Source organism: Pseudomonas sp. Pseusp15 (assembly GCF_059492165.1).
On the sequence record NZ_CP168523.1, the window covers coordinates 3,167,763 to 3,182,842 of the forward strand.

A 15,080-nucleotide genomic window follows, 5' to 3' on the forward strand; every position below is an offset into this window, starting at 1 on the left:
TAATTTGATGTAGCGATGAGGGGCGGACTTTTATTCTTTTCGAAGGAATGAAAGCAGCCCCTTTTTTATGCGCCACTCTTGACACGCGAAGTGTTGGCAACCCAGTGCAGGCTCGCACCCTGGTTACGCATTATGTAACACTGTAATTATGTGTTAAGGATGAGTTATCGCCATGCAAGGACAGCACCCGATTATCCAGGATCTTCACGCCTTCGTCGAAGCAGAACGCGTTGCCAACGTGCAGCAACTTCAGCAGACATGGCTGCTGCCATTGGAGCAGAAGCTAACGAAGGGTCTGACGCAAGGTTTCATTCGGCTTGAAAAGGCCGAACTCCCGACACAGCTCTGGGCTTATCTCGACGACGGCGATTCACGGTTTCGTGAAGGTGACATGTTGCGCCTGCACTTGGGTGATCCCCTGGGCCATGTACTTTGCGCAAAGATGAAGTTCGAGCGTGAGGAAGATGGTCGCTGGTTGTTGAGCGAGAAACTGGCGTCCACAGTCTGGAACCATTATCAGAACGGTGCTTGTTACGCCGATCCCGATGGAATGGACCTGACTCACTACTACGTGAAAGCGCTGAACGATATTGCAGAGAGCACTCATGGCAATAGCGTGATTATTCCGCTACTGGGTAAGTCGCCGGAGATCACGTTCAATGTCGCGGAACTTGATTATGCCGAGCAGTTTGCCTTGGACGAAGGCTGTAATGATCGCCAGGCTCAAGCCGTGGGCATGGCGTTCAGTGCAGAGCAGATTGCCTGTATTCAGGGCCCTCCGGGCACCGGAAAAACTCGGGCGCTGGCGTTGATCGTGCAGTTGTTAGTCGCACGGGGTGAGCGGGTGTTCGTGACATCACATACACACATGGCCATCAATAATGCGCTCAGCAAAATTGCCGCACGCAATGTACCGACAGTGAAAATAGGTGGCCGTCCGGAAGACCTCGACAAAGCCGTGGACTGGGTACAAGAACCCGCCAACTGGAAGGGCTGGCCCAAGAACGGAAGCGGTTACGTGGTTGGCGCCACGCCGTTTGCCACATGCAGTCGCCTGGAAAATTACTCCTTTGATACGGTGATCTTCGACGAGGCCAGCCAGATCACATTGCCTTTGGCCTTGATGGCGATGCGTAAAGCCAAACGGTTTATCTTCATCGGTGACCAGAAACAGTTACCGCCGGTGATGTTATCGCGATCTATTCTGTCAGGTGACTCAATGTCGATTTTCGGCCTTTTGACAGCCCAAGATGCCGATCACACAGTGATGCTTGAAGACACCTACCGCATGAATCATTGGTTGACTGAATGGCCGAGCAACACCTACTACAGCAATCGGCTCAAGGCGGCAGGTCCCAATAAACTTCGACGCTTCCAAAGCGCAGACCTTGAAGGACCGTTTTCACAGGTGTTCGATCCCCTGGCCTGCGCCGTGTTCATCCCCACTGCGGACTCCGGCGCAAAAAACCGCAATCACAGCGATGCTGAACGCGTCGTGCAGTTATGCCAAGCCGCCGAGGCTCTGGGCCTGCCACTGCATGAAATTGGCATCGTGTCGCCCTATCGAGCTCAAGGGCGCGCCATCAGGAATTTACTGGTCAAGCGCTTCGGTCGAGACGCAGCCAAATTGGTGGTTGCCGATACGGTTGAGCGGATGCAGGGCCAGGAACGTGAACTAATCATTCTCTCGCTGGCCAGCGGCGACGAAGTGTTTATTGGGGCTGTAGCCGAGTTTTTCTTTCAGCCCGAACGGTTGAATGTCTCTATTACACGCGCAATGACCAAACTCATCATTATCGGGCCTGAATTGGAACGGGGCATTGTTTGTGCCAATGACACTATCCAGCAGTGGGCGGAACAATATCGCGATTTGATCAGCCAGTGCCGCAAAGTCGAGTTCAACGCATGACGACCTTGTTTATCCCGGAGTGGCATCGCAGCAGCGGCCCCTATGTACACATCAAACGCCTGTTCAGGAAACTCGAAGGCGACTGCGTAGTGCGCAAATGCATTACTACCCTGCCGTGGGTGCCGGATTTTTTCCTGCAACAGGCCGAACACCAATGGTTGGCCTTGGTCCTGTGTGAAATGCCTTATGAAGCACTGGATCCTGGTCAACTGTTTGGAGCTAGCCAACAACAAGATTTTATAAACCTGCTTTTGTCCCTGAGCGCTATTGATGATCCCGAGTATATTGGCGAGCAACGCATAGGCAAACTCGTGGTGATGTGGAATTGCGATTCCGATCAGTCCAAATCGCTGTGGGAGCATTATGGCGCGTCACGCGGGATACGCCTGATGTCGAAAAAGACCTTTTTGGACAGCGGTCATGAAGTGCTGCCCAGATTGCTCACTCCGCTTAGCCAGGACACCAGCCAGAATGTCCTGAGCCATTACTTCCCGGAAGCAGAAATACCCGGTATTTGCACCACTCGCCGACATTTTGCACGAGACAACTCAGCGAAAACCCTGCGCTACTTCCTGGACAACCAGCAAGAGTGGGCCAGTAAACTCGATCTGGAGTTACCGGAAGAGCAAACGGAAACTGTCAGCGACTTTTCAGTACGGCTGGTGAACGGTGTTGCGGGCAGCGGTAAGACGCTGATTGCGGCGAACCGTGCGCTGATTCTGGCAAAGCGGTTTCCAGAACAGAAAGTATTGATGCTGATTCATAACGTGCCGGTGGTCAAAGACCTCAATCATCGCCTGGAGCGCGCGCACGGCAAGCTTCCCGGCAACTTGACGGTCATTACTGCACTGGCATGGATACGCCAACAATGGGTGAATGTATTCAAATGCGATCCTAAAATGCCTCCAAACTCGAAAGTGATCGGACTGATCAAGCACTACCGCCAGGAGTATCCTGAGCTCAAACCCAGTGATGAGCAGTTGTTTGACGAGTTTGAATTTATTAATGAAAACCTGATCGAAACAGTCGACAGCTATCTCGCGGCCGAACGTGCGGGTCAGGGTTTTGCACTGCGTAAGGAAGAGCGGGTTCAAGTATGGTCACTTTTTAACTACGTAATCTTGCAACTCGGCCAAGAAAAACTGCGCTTATGGAGCTCACTGTCCCGCGACCTGTGTCTGAAAGATCAATGGGAAAAACTCGACAACTATCACCATATCCTTGTAGATGAAGCTCAGTTCTTCGCCCCCACCTGGTTCCAGTTGGTCAAGCGCACGCTGGAAAAAACCCAAGGCAGCCTGTTTCTATGTGCAGACCCTAATCAGGGTTTTCTGAAAAGCCGACTGAGCTGGAAACGCGTGGGTCTGGACGTAGCCGGTAAAACCAAAAAGCTGCGCAAGTCTTATCGGACCACGCAGGCTATTCTTAGCGCGGCCAATCAGGTGCTGGCAGAGTTCACCCAAACCGATCCTGACGATTACTTGCAACCGGACTTCGAGGGCATGGAAGCGGGCATCGCGCCTTTATTGATTATCTCCCAATCACCACAAGACGCGATCGAGCAAACCTGCAACGAAATAGCCGCGCACTTGGATTCCCAAGTGATTGCTTTGTCCAACATGCTCGTCATTCACGGCCGAAGCGCAGACAAAAAGTTGCTGCTCCGCTCATTGCAGGATCGATTCAGCGCAGCAAAAATCTGGGATTTGAATGGTAAAGACTTGGCGCAAGATCCTCTCGATAACTTGCGAGTCTCCAGCGTCGAGACGGCTACCGGACTGGAGGCCAGCATAGTGTTTCTAGTGGGATTCGAGAAACTGCTCAGAGATACTGTGCAGACTGAATCGGTTTCCGCCGACGACCTTGAACAGAGTGCACGTAAACTCTACATGGCTATGACGCGAGCAGGACAGCGCCTGATTCTGGTCTCATCCGCCGAACTACCCACGCGAATTGCTCAGCTATTCACAGTTGCCAATGCTGAATGAAAAAACTGGCCGTCAGGTAGTTTGAACCTGCCCCACATTTCAGCATCGTATCTACCAACACCATGCCCCGCCTTTCAAACATCCGTTTCCAGGATGTTGCCACTGGGGCCTTCGATACGCACATGCACCCTTGAGTGGCTGTCAGCGCTCGGGTAATGTCATTAGACCCATAGGACAGAGCACGCCCATGACTTCCAAGCTGGAACAACTCAAACAAATGACCACCGTGGTTGCCGACACTGGCGACTTCGAAGCAATCGCTCGCGTTAAACCCGTGGACGCCACCACCAACCCTTCCCTGCTGCTCAAAGCGGCGGCCATTCCCGGTTATGCCGAGTTGCTGAACGCTTGCGTCAGCGACTGCAAGGGCGATGTGGGCCTGGCCAGTGACCGTTTTGGTGTGGCGGTAGGACAAGAGATTCTGAAGGTGATTCCTGGCCGTATTTCCACTGAAGTGGATGCGCGCCTGTCGTTCGACACTGACGCCGTATTGAAGCGTGCGCACCGTCTGATCGACTTGTACGAGAAAGCCGGCGTTGGCCGTGACCGTGTGCTGATCAAGATCGCTTCGACCTGGGAAGGCATCCGCGCTGCCGAGAAGCTGGAAAAGGAAGGCATTCAGACCAACCTGACCTTGCTGTTCTCTTTCGCTCAGGCGGCGGCATGTGCTGACGCTGGAGTTTTCCTGATTTCGCCGTTCGTAGGCCGTATCTACGACTGGTACAAGAAGGCCACCGGCAACGACTACACCGGCGCGGATGATCCGGGCGTGCAGTCGGTGACGCGCATCTACAACTACTACAAGGCCAATGACTACAAAACCGTAGTGATGGGTGCCAGCTTCCGTAATCTGAATCAGATCGAGCAATTGGCCGGTTGTGATCGGTTGACCATCAGCCCTGATCTGCTGGAGAAACTGGCGGCGGATACCGGCAAGCTGGAGCGTAAATTGGTGCCGGGGCATACGGGTGAAGCGCGTCTGAGCTTGAATGAAGCGCAGTTCCGTTGGTTGTCCAACGAGGATGCGATGGCGACCGAGAAGCTGGCTGAGGGCATTCGTCAGTTTGCTCGGGACCAGGAGAAGCTTGAGGCGTTGTTGCAGGCCAAGCTGTGATTTGAGTTAGCTGGATGCAAAAAGGGCGAACCATGGGTTCGCCCTTTTTTTGCGTTGAATTCGGGTAATGGGCTTAGCACTGGAAGATGTGGTGATTGTTAGGGCGCCTTCGCGGGCAAGCCCGCTCCCACAGGGAATTAATCAGTGACGCTCCAGCGCGTTCACCAGGTCATGAAACGCCTCACGGTTGGAGTCGTTCAGGCCCATGAGGATTTTGTGTGCTTCGAGGACTTTGATCCGCACCACTTCTTCGGACTGGTCCTGGTCTGGCAGGTCGGTCAGGCATTCAGGGCATGGGATCGGGCGGTCAACGATGTTGAACACTTGCTCGAAGCCCATGGACTGCAGCAGCCGGGTGATGTCTTCGTGGGTGGTGACGACAGTCGGCAACAGGCCGACTTTTTGCCGCGACAGGATCGACAGCTTGGCCAGCAGGCCCAGGGTGGTGCTGTCGATGCTACGGGTTTCAGTCAGGTCGATCACGATGGCGTTGAAGTTCAACGCAGTGAAGATCCGCTCAATAGTCGCATCCAACGCCGAACACAAGGTCAGGCGAACTTCACCGACGAACTTCAGGACGAAGGTGCCGTCCTGCTCGGCGAACTGGATTCTACCGGTACTCATTAAAGATTCCTGCTCAACACCAACAGGGCGATATCATCCGGCATCTCCCCTAGCGTGGCCAATCCAAAAACCTGGCGCAGACCATCCAGGCTGCCGCCCGCCGCTTTCACCCGTTGAGGCAAAGCAGCTTCTTTATCTTTGAGTGTGGGTTCTGGCAAAAGGTCCAGAATGCCATCAGACATCAGCGTCAGGCTGAATACCGGCGGCAGCTCCAGTACGTGGTCTTCGTAGGTGGCTTCATTGAAGAGGCCCACCGGCAGACCACGCCCTTCCAGGTAACGAACACTGTCTGGCGTGTACAACACGGGCAACGGCAGATGACCGCCGATGCTATAGGTCAACAAACCTGTCTCCTCGTCGATGACTCCACCGACCATTGTGACGTGTTTACCCAGCTTACAACTGATCAGGCCCCGGTTGATATGACCAAGGACTTCTGAAGGCTTGAATTCCGGCAATGTGCCGTTGCGCTTGGATTCGAACAGCAAGCGCGTGGTCATGAACTTCAGCAGCACGGTGACGAAGGCTGAAGAGGCGCCATGACCGGAAACGTCCGCCAGGTAGAACGCTACCCGACGCTCGTCGACCCGAAAGTAGTCGACGAAATCGCCCGACAGGTACAGCGACGGGATGATCTGGTGCGCAAACTGGAACTCGTTGATGGTCCAGGGGCTCACCGGCAGCATGTTCATCTGCACCTGGCGACCGGCGTTCTGGTCTTCCTGGAGCAAGTTCAGGCTGGCTTCGAGCTCGCGGTTGGCCTTTTCCAGCTTCTCGCGGTAGCGCTGGTTTTCCAGCAGCAGACGCGCACGATCCAGGGCACGGCGCACGGAGTGCTCGAGTACGGCGAGATCTTCGAGAGGCTTGATCAGGTAGTCCGCTGCGCCCAGGCGCAGGGCCTCGACGGCGTCGTTCATCACACCGGCGCCCGAAACCACGATTACCGGGGTTTGCGGCGACAGTTCGGTGACCTGGCGAATGAGTTCGAGTCCGCCCATCTGCGGCATGCGCAGATCGCAGATGACCAAGTCGGGCTTGTCTTGCTCGAATACCTGAAGACCCTGCTGGCCATTGCTGGCCTGCAGGACACTGAAACCACTGTCTTCCAAGTAGGCCGCGAGGCTCGCACGCACTACTTCGTCATCATCGATTATCAGCAGCGTGGCACTGGTTTTTGGCATGTGGGCAAACGGCGCCAGAATTAGGTTGGCGTAGCAGGCTGGGCATTTGGCCCTGCACACACTACTGGATTCGCTTTCTAGCCTCTCTGCTGCACCGTTTTCGAGCGTTTGCCCTACTCACTGTTCCACCAGAGGTGCCCTTCTAAGGCGCAGACGGTACTCCCATCCGCGAGGCGTTTCAAGCTCACGCCGATGGTCGCTTGACGTCTTTACTTGTCAAATCACCGAGAGTTATAAGAACAGGCAAAACCGTAACCCAAAGGAAGGATCGAGCCCATGAGCCAAACCGATCGGGACTACAGCGAAAAGCGCGATTTCATCCGCATGCGGGTTGATGCCGATGTGTCGCTGATTCATGAAGGCGATGAGGTGCAAGCCGTCTGCATCGACCTTTCCAGCAGTGGCATGCAGCTGGAAGCGCCCCGCTCATTCAAGGTCGGTGACCGGCTCAGCGTGCGGATCGATTCCGATCACGCAGCCCTCAAAGGCCTTGAAGCCGACACCGAGGTGGTGTGGGTGAAAGCACAGGACGGTGGCGGCCAGAAACTCGGGCTTACAATCCTGAAGATGAAATAGCCCTGACTTAACCCCGCAAGCCAAACGAAAGAAGGCGGCCAATTGGCCGCCCTCTTCGTTTTACCGGTCGAGATTAAAAATCGTCTTCGACCTTACCGTCCTTGACCTTGAATTCGCGGTTTTGCAGGTATGCATTGCGAATAAAGGTGTATTTGTCGCCAGTGATCAGTTTCTCGGCCGACAACAGGCTGGCGCGAGTGTCGACGATGTTCAGGCCGTAAATCGAGTTACGTACCGGTATATCGTTGATGTAAGGGTACGGACCGGTATAGCCATCGACATACTTGGAAGGCGTATCACGCAAGGTGCTTGGACCCAGCAGCGGCAGCATCACGTACGGGCCGCTGCCCACGCCCCAGTAACCGAGGGTCTGGCCGAAGTCTTCGTCGTTGCGGTGCAGGCCCATCTTGGTGCCCACGTCGAAGAAGCCCAGCAGGCCGAAGGTGGTGTTGAAGATCAAACGCGCGGTGTCGACGCCAGCCGCAGCGGGCTTGGCCTGCAACACGTCGTTGGCGAGGTTGGTCACATCGCCGACGTTGCGGAACATGTTGTGGATGCCGTCTTCCAGGAACTGCGGTGTGACGAACTGGTAGCCCTGAGCCAACGGCTTCAGTGCGTAGGTGTCGACAAAGTCGTTGAATTTGTAGATCGGGCGGTTGATGCTTTCCCAAGGGTCTTCTTCCGTGGCGGCCTGAGTCGCAAACGGAACCAGCAATACACTGGCACACATACAAAGCTGAGCGAGTCGATTGCTCCAGCGCATAGAAAAACTCCTTGGATTGTACTGACGCGGGCGCTTGGCCCAGCCGCAAAGACCGCTAGTATATGACGGAAAACCCGGTTTAGGCAGCATCGTGCACGATGGTCTACGAACGACGCCTCCTGACGGCGAGCGATTCACATCCGTGTCACTCGATTGTCATCGTCCATGAATAGCCTTGTCGCTATTTCAAGGACGTTTCCATGCCGCACGCCGAAGTCTTGCCCCTTGCCGCACCGAATCTGACCGCCGTGCTGTTCGGTCTCAGTGGTTGCCTGGTGGATTTCGGCGCGCGCACGCATCAGCACGGCGCCGTTTCTGCCGAGCATGCCGAGGTCACGCCCGGCGCCCTGGAGAGCCTGTCCAGCTTGCAGCGACAACGGATTCCCTGCGCCTGGCTTGATGAACTACCCCCTGCCCTCAGCCATTCTCTGGCCGTCGCACTTCCGGCCTGGATCAAATCTTTGCAACACTCGGAAACAATCAATCCATGGCCGGCCCCGAATGCCTGCTGGCAAGCCTTGATGGCGTTGAATGTCGAGCGCCTGGACGGTTGCGTGCTGGTCAGCGGCGAGCCGCGACTGCTGCAATCGGGCCTGAACGCCGGGCTGTGGACCATCGGCCTGGCGTCGTGCGGCTCGCTATGCGGGCTCGCGCCGAACGAATGGCAAGCCTTGAGCCAGAAGGAACGGGAACACTTGCGCGGCAAGGCGACGGTGCAGTTGTTCGGCCTGGGCGTGCATTCGGTGATCGATCATCTGGGCGAGCTCGATACCTGCCTGGCCGATATCAGCCTGCGTCGGCTCAAAGGCGAAAAGCCCTGACTGAGATCATGCAGGTTGCGCGCGAGTGGATTAATCTAAAGGTCAGCCATAGACCTTTTGGCGCGCCGCTGCGGTCTATGCCAGTGCCTATTGATAAAAGGAAGAACGCCATGCCCGCCCGCGAACTGCAAGATCAGCTCAATAAACTGCGCGAGCAATTGGAACAGAATCCGCCACTGACCGAAGCCGAGCGCGAAGACCTGCACGCGCTGATGCAACAGATCCAACTGGAGCTTGAGCTGGAAACCAAAACCCAGGACACCAACCTCGCCGACAATGTGAATCTGGCCGTCGAGCGCTTCGAACTCGAACATCCCACATTGGCCGGCACCTTGCGCAACATTGTGCAAGCCTTGGGCAATATGGGGATCTGAACCTGCCAGATGCAAAAAAGCCCCGCTATCGATAGCGGGGCTTTTTCATATCCGGGATGTGCAAATGCAATCCCACACTGGCTCTTTATTGTCGGACCAAGCGATGGTTCGGCAGTTGCACCTCTTCGGTGCTGCGATACGGGTTGATGTCCAATCCACCACGACGCACATACCGCGCGTACACCGTCAATTTCTCCGGCTTCAGCAACCGCTGCAGGTCGAGGAAAATCCGCTCTACGCACTGTTCATGGAAGTCCGAGTGCTGGCGGAAGCTCACGATGTATTCCAGCAAACTCGCGTGATCCAGCGCCGCGCCACGATACTCCACCACCACGCTGCCCCAGTCCGGCTGACTGGTGACCGGGCAGTTGGATTTGAGCAAATGGCTGTGCACGCACTCTTCAACGATGCGCGACTCATTGCAACGCAGCAGTTCCGGACGCGGATGCTCATAGTTGCTGACACTGATGTCCAGGTCATCGATGCACACGCCCGGCAACGCCACGACGCCTTCCGCCTCTACCTCTTTCAGGCTGCGAACCCGCACGCCCACCGGTTTGCCGGCAGCGGCCGAGAGATCTTTCACCAGCGTCGCTTCAAGGCTCGCGGTGTCGGCAAATGGCGTCTGGTTCAGCGAGTTGAGGTACAGCTTGAACGACTTCGACTCGATGATGTTCGGCGAATCCGCCGGGATGCTGAATTCGCCGATCGCCACCACAGGCTTGCCGGACGGCAACAGCCACGACAGCTCGAAGCAGTTCCAGAAGTCCACGCCCTTGTACGGCAGGGTTTGCGCGGTCAGGCCCAACTCGGCCCATTTCGCTGTGCGCGGGATCGGGAACAGCAAGGACGGCGTGTAGGTGGCGATGTATTCGCTGGATTTGCCCAGCGGCGAATGTTCGGCTGCGGGATGCATGGCGGAAACCTGACTGAAGAATCAGCGGATTCTACCAGCCTTTGCTCCCGCCTTTGAGTGCTTACTGACTGACTGTCAGTTTGCCGACCATGCCGGCCTGGTAATGGCCGGGAATGTTGCAGGCAAATTCCAGGTTAGTGGCCTTGGTGAAGGTCCAGGTCAGCTCGGCGGTTTTACCCGGCTCCACCAACACACTATTGGGGTCGTCATGCTTCATGCCGTGATTCATGGCGCCATGATCCATTCCGGCCATGGAACCGTGGTCCATGGCCTTCATGCCTGTAGGCATCAGCATGCCGCTTTGCTGCATCTGGAGCATTTCCTGCTGATGCCTGGCATGCATCTGTGCATCGCCGAGGTTGAATTCATGCAGCAACTGGCCTTTATTCACCAGTACGAGACGCACGGTTTCCCCGGCCTTGATATCGATGGTCTTGGGGCTGAAGGTCATATCGCCCATTACCACTTCAACGCTGCGGGTGGCCTGGGCGGCCGAGGCTGGTTGACCGAAATCGTAGGTCTGCGCCGGTGAGGCTTCCAGCCCTAAACTCAGAGTCAGCAAACAAGCGGCCAGTGCCAGACGCTTTTGCAAAAACATAGTCGTACTCCAACAAGATGAGGTTCAGCTTGTGGGAAACTCTACCAGCCGGCTCTGCCAGCTACCTGACAGGCAGATTACAACTTTGTCAGATTGGCCAGCTTCCTCGCCGCCCACGGTATAACGCACCTGTTCAAACTGCCCGAGTCGCCCATGAAACTGCTGATCGTCGAAGACCAACCGAAAACCGGCCATTACTTACGCCAGGGCCTGACCGAGGCTGGCTTCACCACCGAACTGGTGGCCGATGGCACCACCGGCCAGCAACTGGCCTTGAGTGGCGATTACGCCTTGTTGATTCTCGATGTGATGCTCCCCGGTCGCGATGGCTGGCAGATTCTGCAAGCGGTGCGCAGTGCAGGCCTGGACACGCCGGTACTGTTTTTGACCGCACGAGACGCGGTGGAGGACCGAGTCCATGGCCTGGAACTGGGCGCCGACGATTACCTGGTCAAACCTTTCGCCTTCTCCGAACTGCTGGCCCGGGTTCGCAGCCTGCTGCGTCGCGGCAGCGCCACGCCCCAGGAAACCAGCCTGCAACTGGCCGATTTGCGCCTGGACCTGATCCGTCGTCGGGTCGAGCGTAACGGTCAGCGCATCGACCTGACCGCCAAGGAATTCGCCCTGCTGGAAATGCTCCTGCGGCGCCAGGGCGAAGTTCTGCCCAAGTCGCTGATCGCGTCCCAGGTGTGGGACATGAATTTCGACAGCGACACCAACGTCATCGAAGTGGCGATCCGCCGGTTGCGCCTGAAGATCGACGACGATTTCCCGAACAAGTTGATTCACACCGTGCGCGGCATGGGTTACGTCCTTGAAGAGCGCCCCGCCTGATGCGCCGGCTTTCATTAAGCAACCGCCTGGCACTGCTGTTTGCCGCCTGCACTGCGGTGGTGTCGTTGTTCGCCGGGGTGTTGTTCAGCCGCGCCAGCGAGGCGCACTTTGTCGAGTTGGACCAGCAGTTGCTGGATGACAAATTGATTGGTTTACGCCGGGCGCTGGATGACATTCAGGCCGGCGACGCCGAGGCCAGGCTGGCCGATGAATTGAGCCGACAGGCCGATCTTTCGCTGCGCATCATTAGCAGTGACGGCCAACGCATGTACGACAGTTCGCCCAGCGTGCCCAAAGATTTACCGCGCAAGCGTGGCCTGTCGACAGTGAGCGACGACGGCACCGATTACCGCGTCCTGAATGCGCCGCTGTTCCTCGACAAACCCGACTCACCGCAACTGACCTTGTTGCTGGACATCACCCATCACCAGCACTTTCTGCAGCGCATGCAGCACCTGATCTGGCTGACGGTCGGCCTCTCGGCCCTGGCCACCGCCCTGCTCGGTGCCTGGGCGGCGCGCAGTGGTTTGCGTCCGTTGCTGCGCATGAGTGCGGTCGCCAGCGGCGTATCGGCGCAATCGCTCAACGCCCGCCTGCCGGAAGCAGACATGCCGCCCGAACTCGCGGAAATGGCCCACAGCTTCAACGCCATGCTCGGACGTCTCGATGACTCTTTTCAGCGGCTCTCGGCCTTCTCCGCCGACATCGCCCATGAACTGCGCACACCGCTGTCGAACCTGCTGACCCACACCCAAGTCACCCTCACCCGCCCTCGCCCCCTTGAGGATTACCGCGAGGCGCTGCACAGCAACCTCGAAGAACTGCAATGGATGGCGCAACTGGTCAACGACATGTTGTACCTGGCCAAGGCTGATCACGGTTTGCTGATGCCCAAGCGCGAACCGCTGGACCTGGCGGAAGAAGCGGATGTGCTGCTGGAGTTTTTTGCGCCGCTGGCTGAGGACGCCCGGGTGAAGTTGAGTCGTGACGGCCACGCGAGCATGCAGGGCGATCGCAGCATGTTGCGCCGGGCACTGTCCAATTTGCTGGACAATGCGTTGCGGTTTACCCCGGCCGGTGGTGAGGTGCGGGTCAAGATTGTCGAGCAACCGGCAGGCTTGAGCCTGACCGTTGAAAACAGTGGTGAAGGGATTTCCGAGGACCTGGTGCCGCGTTTGTTTGACCGTTTTTACCGGGCAGACCCCGCGCGCCGTGAAGGCAGCAGTGAGCATGCGGGATTGGGATTGGCGATCACCCAGTCGATCATCCGCGCCCATGGCGGGCAGATTCGTTGCGAATCGGCCCAGGGGTGGACGCGGTTCATAATTGAGTTGCCAAGAAAGGACTGAGGCCAGCAGGACTGGCCCCCTCGCGGTCTAACGGACTCACGAATACCGCAACGCGGTAGCCGGCTCGACTTTCGCCGCCCGCCACGCCGGATAAACCGTCGCCAGAAAGCTCATGATGAAACCGGCGGAGCAGATCAACAGCACATCCGCGCCCTGCAATTCGGACGGCAAGTTGCTGACGAAGTACACATCGGAACTGAAGATGTGCTGCCCGCTGACCCGCTCCATCCAGCCCACCAGTTCACTGACGTTCAACGCCGCGATCACGCCCAGCACACCACCGATCAAGGTGCCGACAATCCCGATCACCGTGCCCTGCACCATGAAGATCGCCATGATCTGCCGAGGTGTGGCGCCGATGGTTCGCAGGATCGCGATGTCCGCGCCCTTGTCGTTGACCACCATGATCAGGGTGGCGATGATGTTGAACGCCGCCACGGCGACGATCATCAGCAACAGCAGGCCGATCATGGTTTTTTCCATTTTCATCGCACTGAACAGACTGCCCTGGGTGTGGGTCCAGTCGTCAGCCTTGTAGGCGGCGCCCAGACCGGTCGCGATGTCGCTCGATACTTGCGGCGCGGCGTACAGATCCTTCACCGCCAGGCGCACGCTCTGCACCTGATTCGGTTGCCAGTGCTGCATCTGCGCGGCATCGGCCATGTGGATCAGCGCCATCGAACCGTCCAGTTCGGCGCCGACCTTGAACACGCCCACCACGTTCAGCCGCTGCATGCGCGGGGTGATGCCACCCGGCGCATTGCTGACTTCCGGCACGATCAGGGTGATCTTGTCGCCGACGTTCAAGCGAAAGCGCCGCGCGGTGATCTCGCCGATCACCACGCCGAATTCGCCCGGCTTCAAGGCGTCGAGACGCCCCTGAACAATGTGCTTGGCAACGATCGAGACCTTGCTTTCCAGCGCCGGATCGACCCCGCTGACCTGGATCGGCTGCATGGTGCCCTTGTAGGACAGCATGCCTTCCATCTCGGTGAATGGCACGGCGGCGGTGACTTCAGGATTCTTCATCGCCGCGGCGGCCACCGGCTGCCAATCGTCGATAGGGTTCACGCCGACGATGGTCGCGTGGGGCACCATGCCGAGGATGCGCGAGCTCATTTCGCGCTGGAAGCCGTTCATCACCGACAGCACCACGATCATCGCCAGCACGCCCAGGGCGAGGCCGATCATCGAGGTCATCGAGATGAAGGAAACAAAGCGATTGCGGCGCTTGGCGCGGGTATAGCGCGTGCCGATAAAGATCGATAACGGTCTGAACATTCGCTGGGGCACCGTATAAAAATAAAAGACCCGACGCACTGTTCAGTGTGCCGGGTTTTAGCCAATCAGATGGGGGTCAGGCAACCTTCCTGCAAATGCAGGACGCGATCCATCTGGCGAGCCAGGTTCATGTCGTGGGTCACCACCAGGAACGCCGTGCGCATCGAGGTGCTGAGTTCCAGCATCAAATCCTGAATACCCTGGGCGGTGTGGGAGTCGAGGTTGCCGGTCGGCTCGTCGAGCATCACCAGGCCTGGCTTGTTCACCAGGGCGCGGGCAATGGCCACACGCTGGCGTTCGCCACCGGACAATTCCGCCGGCTTGTGCTCCAGGCGATGGCCCAGCCCTACCCGCTCCAGCAACGCCGTCGCACGCTGACGCGCTTCCGGGATCGCGGTCTTGCCGATCAGCAGCGGCATGCAGACGTTTTCCAGTGCGGTGAACTCAGGCAGCAAGTGGTGGAACTGGTAAACGAAACCCAGCGACCGGTTGCGCAACAGGCCACGGGCCTTTTCGTTCAGGGCCGAGAGCTCTTCACCGGCCAGCCAGACGCTGCCCTTGGTCGGCGTATCGAGGCCGCCCAGCAGGTTGAGCAAGGTACTTTTGCCCGAACCCGACGTACCGACGATCGCCACGCGCTCACCCGGATGCAGTTCCAGTTGCAGACCGGCCAGAACCTCTACCGATTCCGGGCCTTCCACGTAGGATTTGCCCAGGTTGCGGCAGCTCAAGATTGCTTTATCACTCATGCC

15 protein-coding genes are annotated in these 15,080 nt (G+C 57.5%); 8 read left to right on the forward strand and 7 right to left on the reverse strand.

All coding sequences use genetic code 11. The features are described 5' to 3' along the window. The first annotated feature begins 172 nt into the window (after nucleotides 1–172). From ACEN8R_RS14275 to tal, 3 genes are all read left to right on the forward strand, one after another. Nucleotides 173–1,909 (forward strand): DEAD/DEAH box helicase, encoded by a 1,737-nt coding sequence (locus ACEN8R_RS14275; protein ID WP_018928137.1) that lies wholly within the window; start codon nucleotides 173–175, stop codon nucleotides 1,907–1,909. Further along, entirely contained in the window at nucleotides 1,906–3,897 is a 1,992-nt protein-coding gene (locus tag ACEN8R_RS14280) for a DEAD/DEAH box helicase (RefSeq protein WP_018928138.1), read from the forward strand. Before ACEN8R_RS14275 ends, ACEN8R_RS14280 begins: the two co-directional genes overlap by 4 nt. A gap of 187 nt (nucleotides 3,898–4,084) precedes the next feature. Continuing rightward, nucleotides 4,085–5,011, forward strand: a complete 927-nt coding sequence (tal, locus tag ACEN8R_RS14285) for a transaldolase (RefSeq protein WP_018928139.1) — start codon at nucleotides 4,085–4,087, stop codon at nucleotides 5,009–5,011. Between the two features lie 141 nt (nucleotides 5,012–5,152). Here tal and rssC read toward each other — a convergent pair whose 3' ends face one another. After that, nucleotides 5,153–5,635 (reverse strand): anti-sigma factor antagonist RssC, encoded by a 483-nt coding sequence (gene rssC / locus ACEN8R_RS14290; protein ID WP_007935262.1) that lies wholly within the window; start codon nucleotides 5,633–5,635, stop codon nucleotides 5,153–5,155. After that, entirely contained in the window at nucleotides 5,635–6,816 is a 1,182-nt protein-coding gene (rssB, locus tag ACEN8R_RS14295; RefSeq protein ID WP_018928140.1) for a two-component system response regulator RssB, read from the reverse strand. Before rssB ends, rssC begins: the two co-directional genes overlap by 1 nt. 276 nt (nucleotides 6,817–7,092) lie before the next feature. Here rssB and ACEN8R_RS14300 point away from each other — a divergent pair, with 276 nt between their 5' ends. Next, a complete protein-coding gene (locus tag ACEN8R_RS14300; RefSeq protein ID WP_007935265.1) occupies nucleotides 7,093–7,392 on the forward strand; it encodes a PilZ domain-containing protein in 300 nt (99 codons plus the stop codon). A 73-nt stretch (nucleotides 7,393–7,465) separates the two neighbouring features. Here ACEN8R_RS14300 and ACEN8R_RS14305 read toward each other — a convergent pair whose 3' ends face one another. Continuing rightward, entirely contained in the window at nucleotides 7,466–8,155 is a 690-nt protein-coding gene (locus ACEN8R_RS14305; protein ID WP_018928141.1) for an MlaA family lipoprotein, read from the reverse strand. Nucleotides 8,156–8,355: 200 nt separating this feature from the next. Here ACEN8R_RS14305 and pcrP point away from each other — a divergent pair, with 200 nt between their 5' ends. Both pcrP and ACEN8R_RS14315 read left to right on the forward strand, forming a co-directional pair. Next, complete coding sequence (pcrP, locus tag ACEN8R_RS14310; protein WP_018928142.1) at nucleotides 8,356–8,976, forward strand: HAD superfamily inactivated hydrolase PcrP; 621 nt, start codon at nucleotides 8,356–8,358, stop codon at nucleotides 8,974–8,976. 110 nt (nucleotides 8,977–9,086) lie between these two features. Continuing rightward, nucleotides 9,087–9,350, forward strand: a complete 264-nt coding sequence (locus ACEN8R_RS14315) for a DUF4404 family protein (RefSeq protein ID WP_018928143.1) — start codon at nucleotides 9,087–9,089, stop codon at nucleotides 9,348–9,350. An 85-nt stretch (nucleotides 9,351–9,435) separates the two neighbouring features. Here the strand turns inward: ACEN8R_RS14315 and queF are convergent, their stop codons facing one another. Both queF and copI read right to left on the reverse strand, forming a co-directional pair. Then, the gene (gene queF / locus ACEN8R_RS14320; RefSeq protein WP_018928144.1) at nucleotides 9,436–10,266 is read right to left on the reverse strand and encodes an NADPH-dependent 7-cyano-7-deazaguanine reductase QueF; all 831 of its coding nucleotides are present in this window, start codon (nucleotides 10,264–10,266) and stop codon (nucleotides 9,436–9,438) included. A 61-nt stretch (nucleotides 10,267–10,327) separates the two neighbouring features. After that, a complete protein-coding gene (copI, locus tag ACEN8R_RS14325) occupies nucleotides 10,328–10,864 on the reverse strand; it encodes a copper-resistant cuproprotein CopI (protein ID WP_018928145.1) in 537 nt (178 codons plus the stop codon). A 153-nt stretch (nucleotides 10,865–11,017) separates the two neighbouring features. Between copI and ACEN8R_RS14330 the strand changes: the two genes are divergently transcribed. Both ACEN8R_RS14330 and ACEN8R_RS14335 read left to right on the forward strand, forming a co-directional pair. After that, nucleotides 11,018–11,698 carry a heavy metal response regulator transcription factor gene (locus tag ACEN8R_RS14330; RefSeq protein WP_018928146.1) on the forward strand — a complete coding sequence of 227 codons (681 nt, stop codon included), beginning with the start codon at nucleotides 11,018–11,020 and terminating at the stop codon, nucleotides 11,696–11,698. Continuing rightward, nucleotides 11,698–13,047, forward strand: coding sequence for a heavy metal sensor histidine kinase (locus tag ACEN8R_RS14335; protein ID WP_018928147.1), 1,350 nt, complete (start codon nucleotides 11,698–11,700; stop codon nucleotides 13,045–13,047). The genes ACEN8R_RS14330 and ACEN8R_RS14335 overlap by 1 nt, the downstream gene beginning before the upstream one ends. A gap of 36 nt (nucleotides 13,048–13,083) precedes the next feature. Here the strand turns inward: ACEN8R_RS14335 and ACEN8R_RS14340 are convergent, their stop codons facing one another. Then, complete coding sequence (locus tag ACEN8R_RS14340; RefSeq protein WP_018928148.1) at nucleotides 13,084–14,328, reverse strand: lipoprotein-releasing ABC transporter permease subunit; 1,245 nt, start codon at nucleotides 14,326–14,328, stop codon at nucleotides 13,084–13,086. 65 nt (nucleotides 14,329–14,393) lie between these two features. Beyond that, nucleotides 14,394–15,077, reverse strand: a complete 684-nt coding sequence (gene lolD, locus ACEN8R_RS14345; RefSeq protein ID WP_018928149.1) for a lipoprotein-releasing ABC transporter ATP-binding protein LolD — start codon at nucleotides 15,075–15,077, stop codon at nucleotides 14,394–14,396. Nucleotides 15,078–15,080: the final 3 nt, after the last annotated feature.

Coding starts and splice junctions, on each gene's coding strand:
- ACEN8R_RS14275 (WP_018928137.1), top strand. CDS start 173: ATGCAAGGACAGCACCCGATTATCCAGGATCTTCACGCCTTCGTCGAA.
- ACEN8R_RS14280 (WP_018928138.1), top strand. CDS start 1,906: ATGACGACCTTGTTTATCCCGGAGTGGCATCGCAGCAGCGGCCCCTAT.
- tal (WP_018928139.1), top strand. CDS start 4,085: ATGACTTCCAAGCTGGAACAACTCAAACAAATGACCACCGTGGTTGCC.
- rssC (WP_007935262.1), bottom strand. CDS start 5,635: ATGAGTACCGGTAGAATCCAGTTCGCCGAGCAGGACGGCACCTTCGTC.
- rssB (WP_018928140.1), bottom strand. CDS start 6,816: ATGCCAAAAACCAGTGCCACGCTGCTGATAATCGATGATGACGAAGTA.
- ACEN8R_RS14300 (WP_007935265.1), top strand. CDS start 7,093: ATGAGCCAAACCGATCGGGACTACAGCGAAAAGCGCGATTTCATCCGC.
- ACEN8R_RS14305 (WP_018928141.1), bottom strand. CDS start 8,155: ATGCGCTGGAGCAATCGACTCGCTCAGCTTTGTATGTGTGCCAGTGTA.
- pcrP (WP_018928142.1), top strand. CDS start 8,356: ATGCCGCACGCCGAAGTCTTGCCCCTTGCCGCACCGAATCTGACCGCC.
- ACEN8R_RS14315 (WP_018928143.1), top strand. CDS start 9,087: ATGCCCGCCCGCGAACTGCAAGATCAGCTCAATAAACTGCGCGAGCAA.
- queF (WP_018928144.1), bottom strand. CDS start 10,266: ATGCATCCCGCAGCCGAACATTCGCCGCTGGGCAAATCCAGCGAATAC.
- copI (WP_018928145.1), bottom strand. CDS start 10,864: ATGTTTTTGCAAAAGCGTCTGGCACTGGCCGCTTGTTTGCTGACTCTG.
- ACEN8R_RS14330 (WP_018928146.1), top strand. CDS start 11,018: ATGAAACTGCTGATCGTCGAAGACCAACCGAAAACCGGCCATTACTTA.
- ACEN8R_RS14335 (WP_018928147.1), top strand. CDS start 11,698: ATGCGCCGGCTTTCATTAAGCAACCGCCTGGCACTGCTGTTTGCCGCC.
- ACEN8R_RS14340 (WP_018928148.1), bottom strand. CDS start 14,328: ATGTTCAGACCGTTATCGATCTTTATCGGCACGCGCTATACCCGCGCC.
- lolD (WP_018928149.1), bottom strand. CDS start 15,077: ATGAGTGATAAAGCAATCTTGAGCTGCCGCAACCTGGGCAAATCCTAC.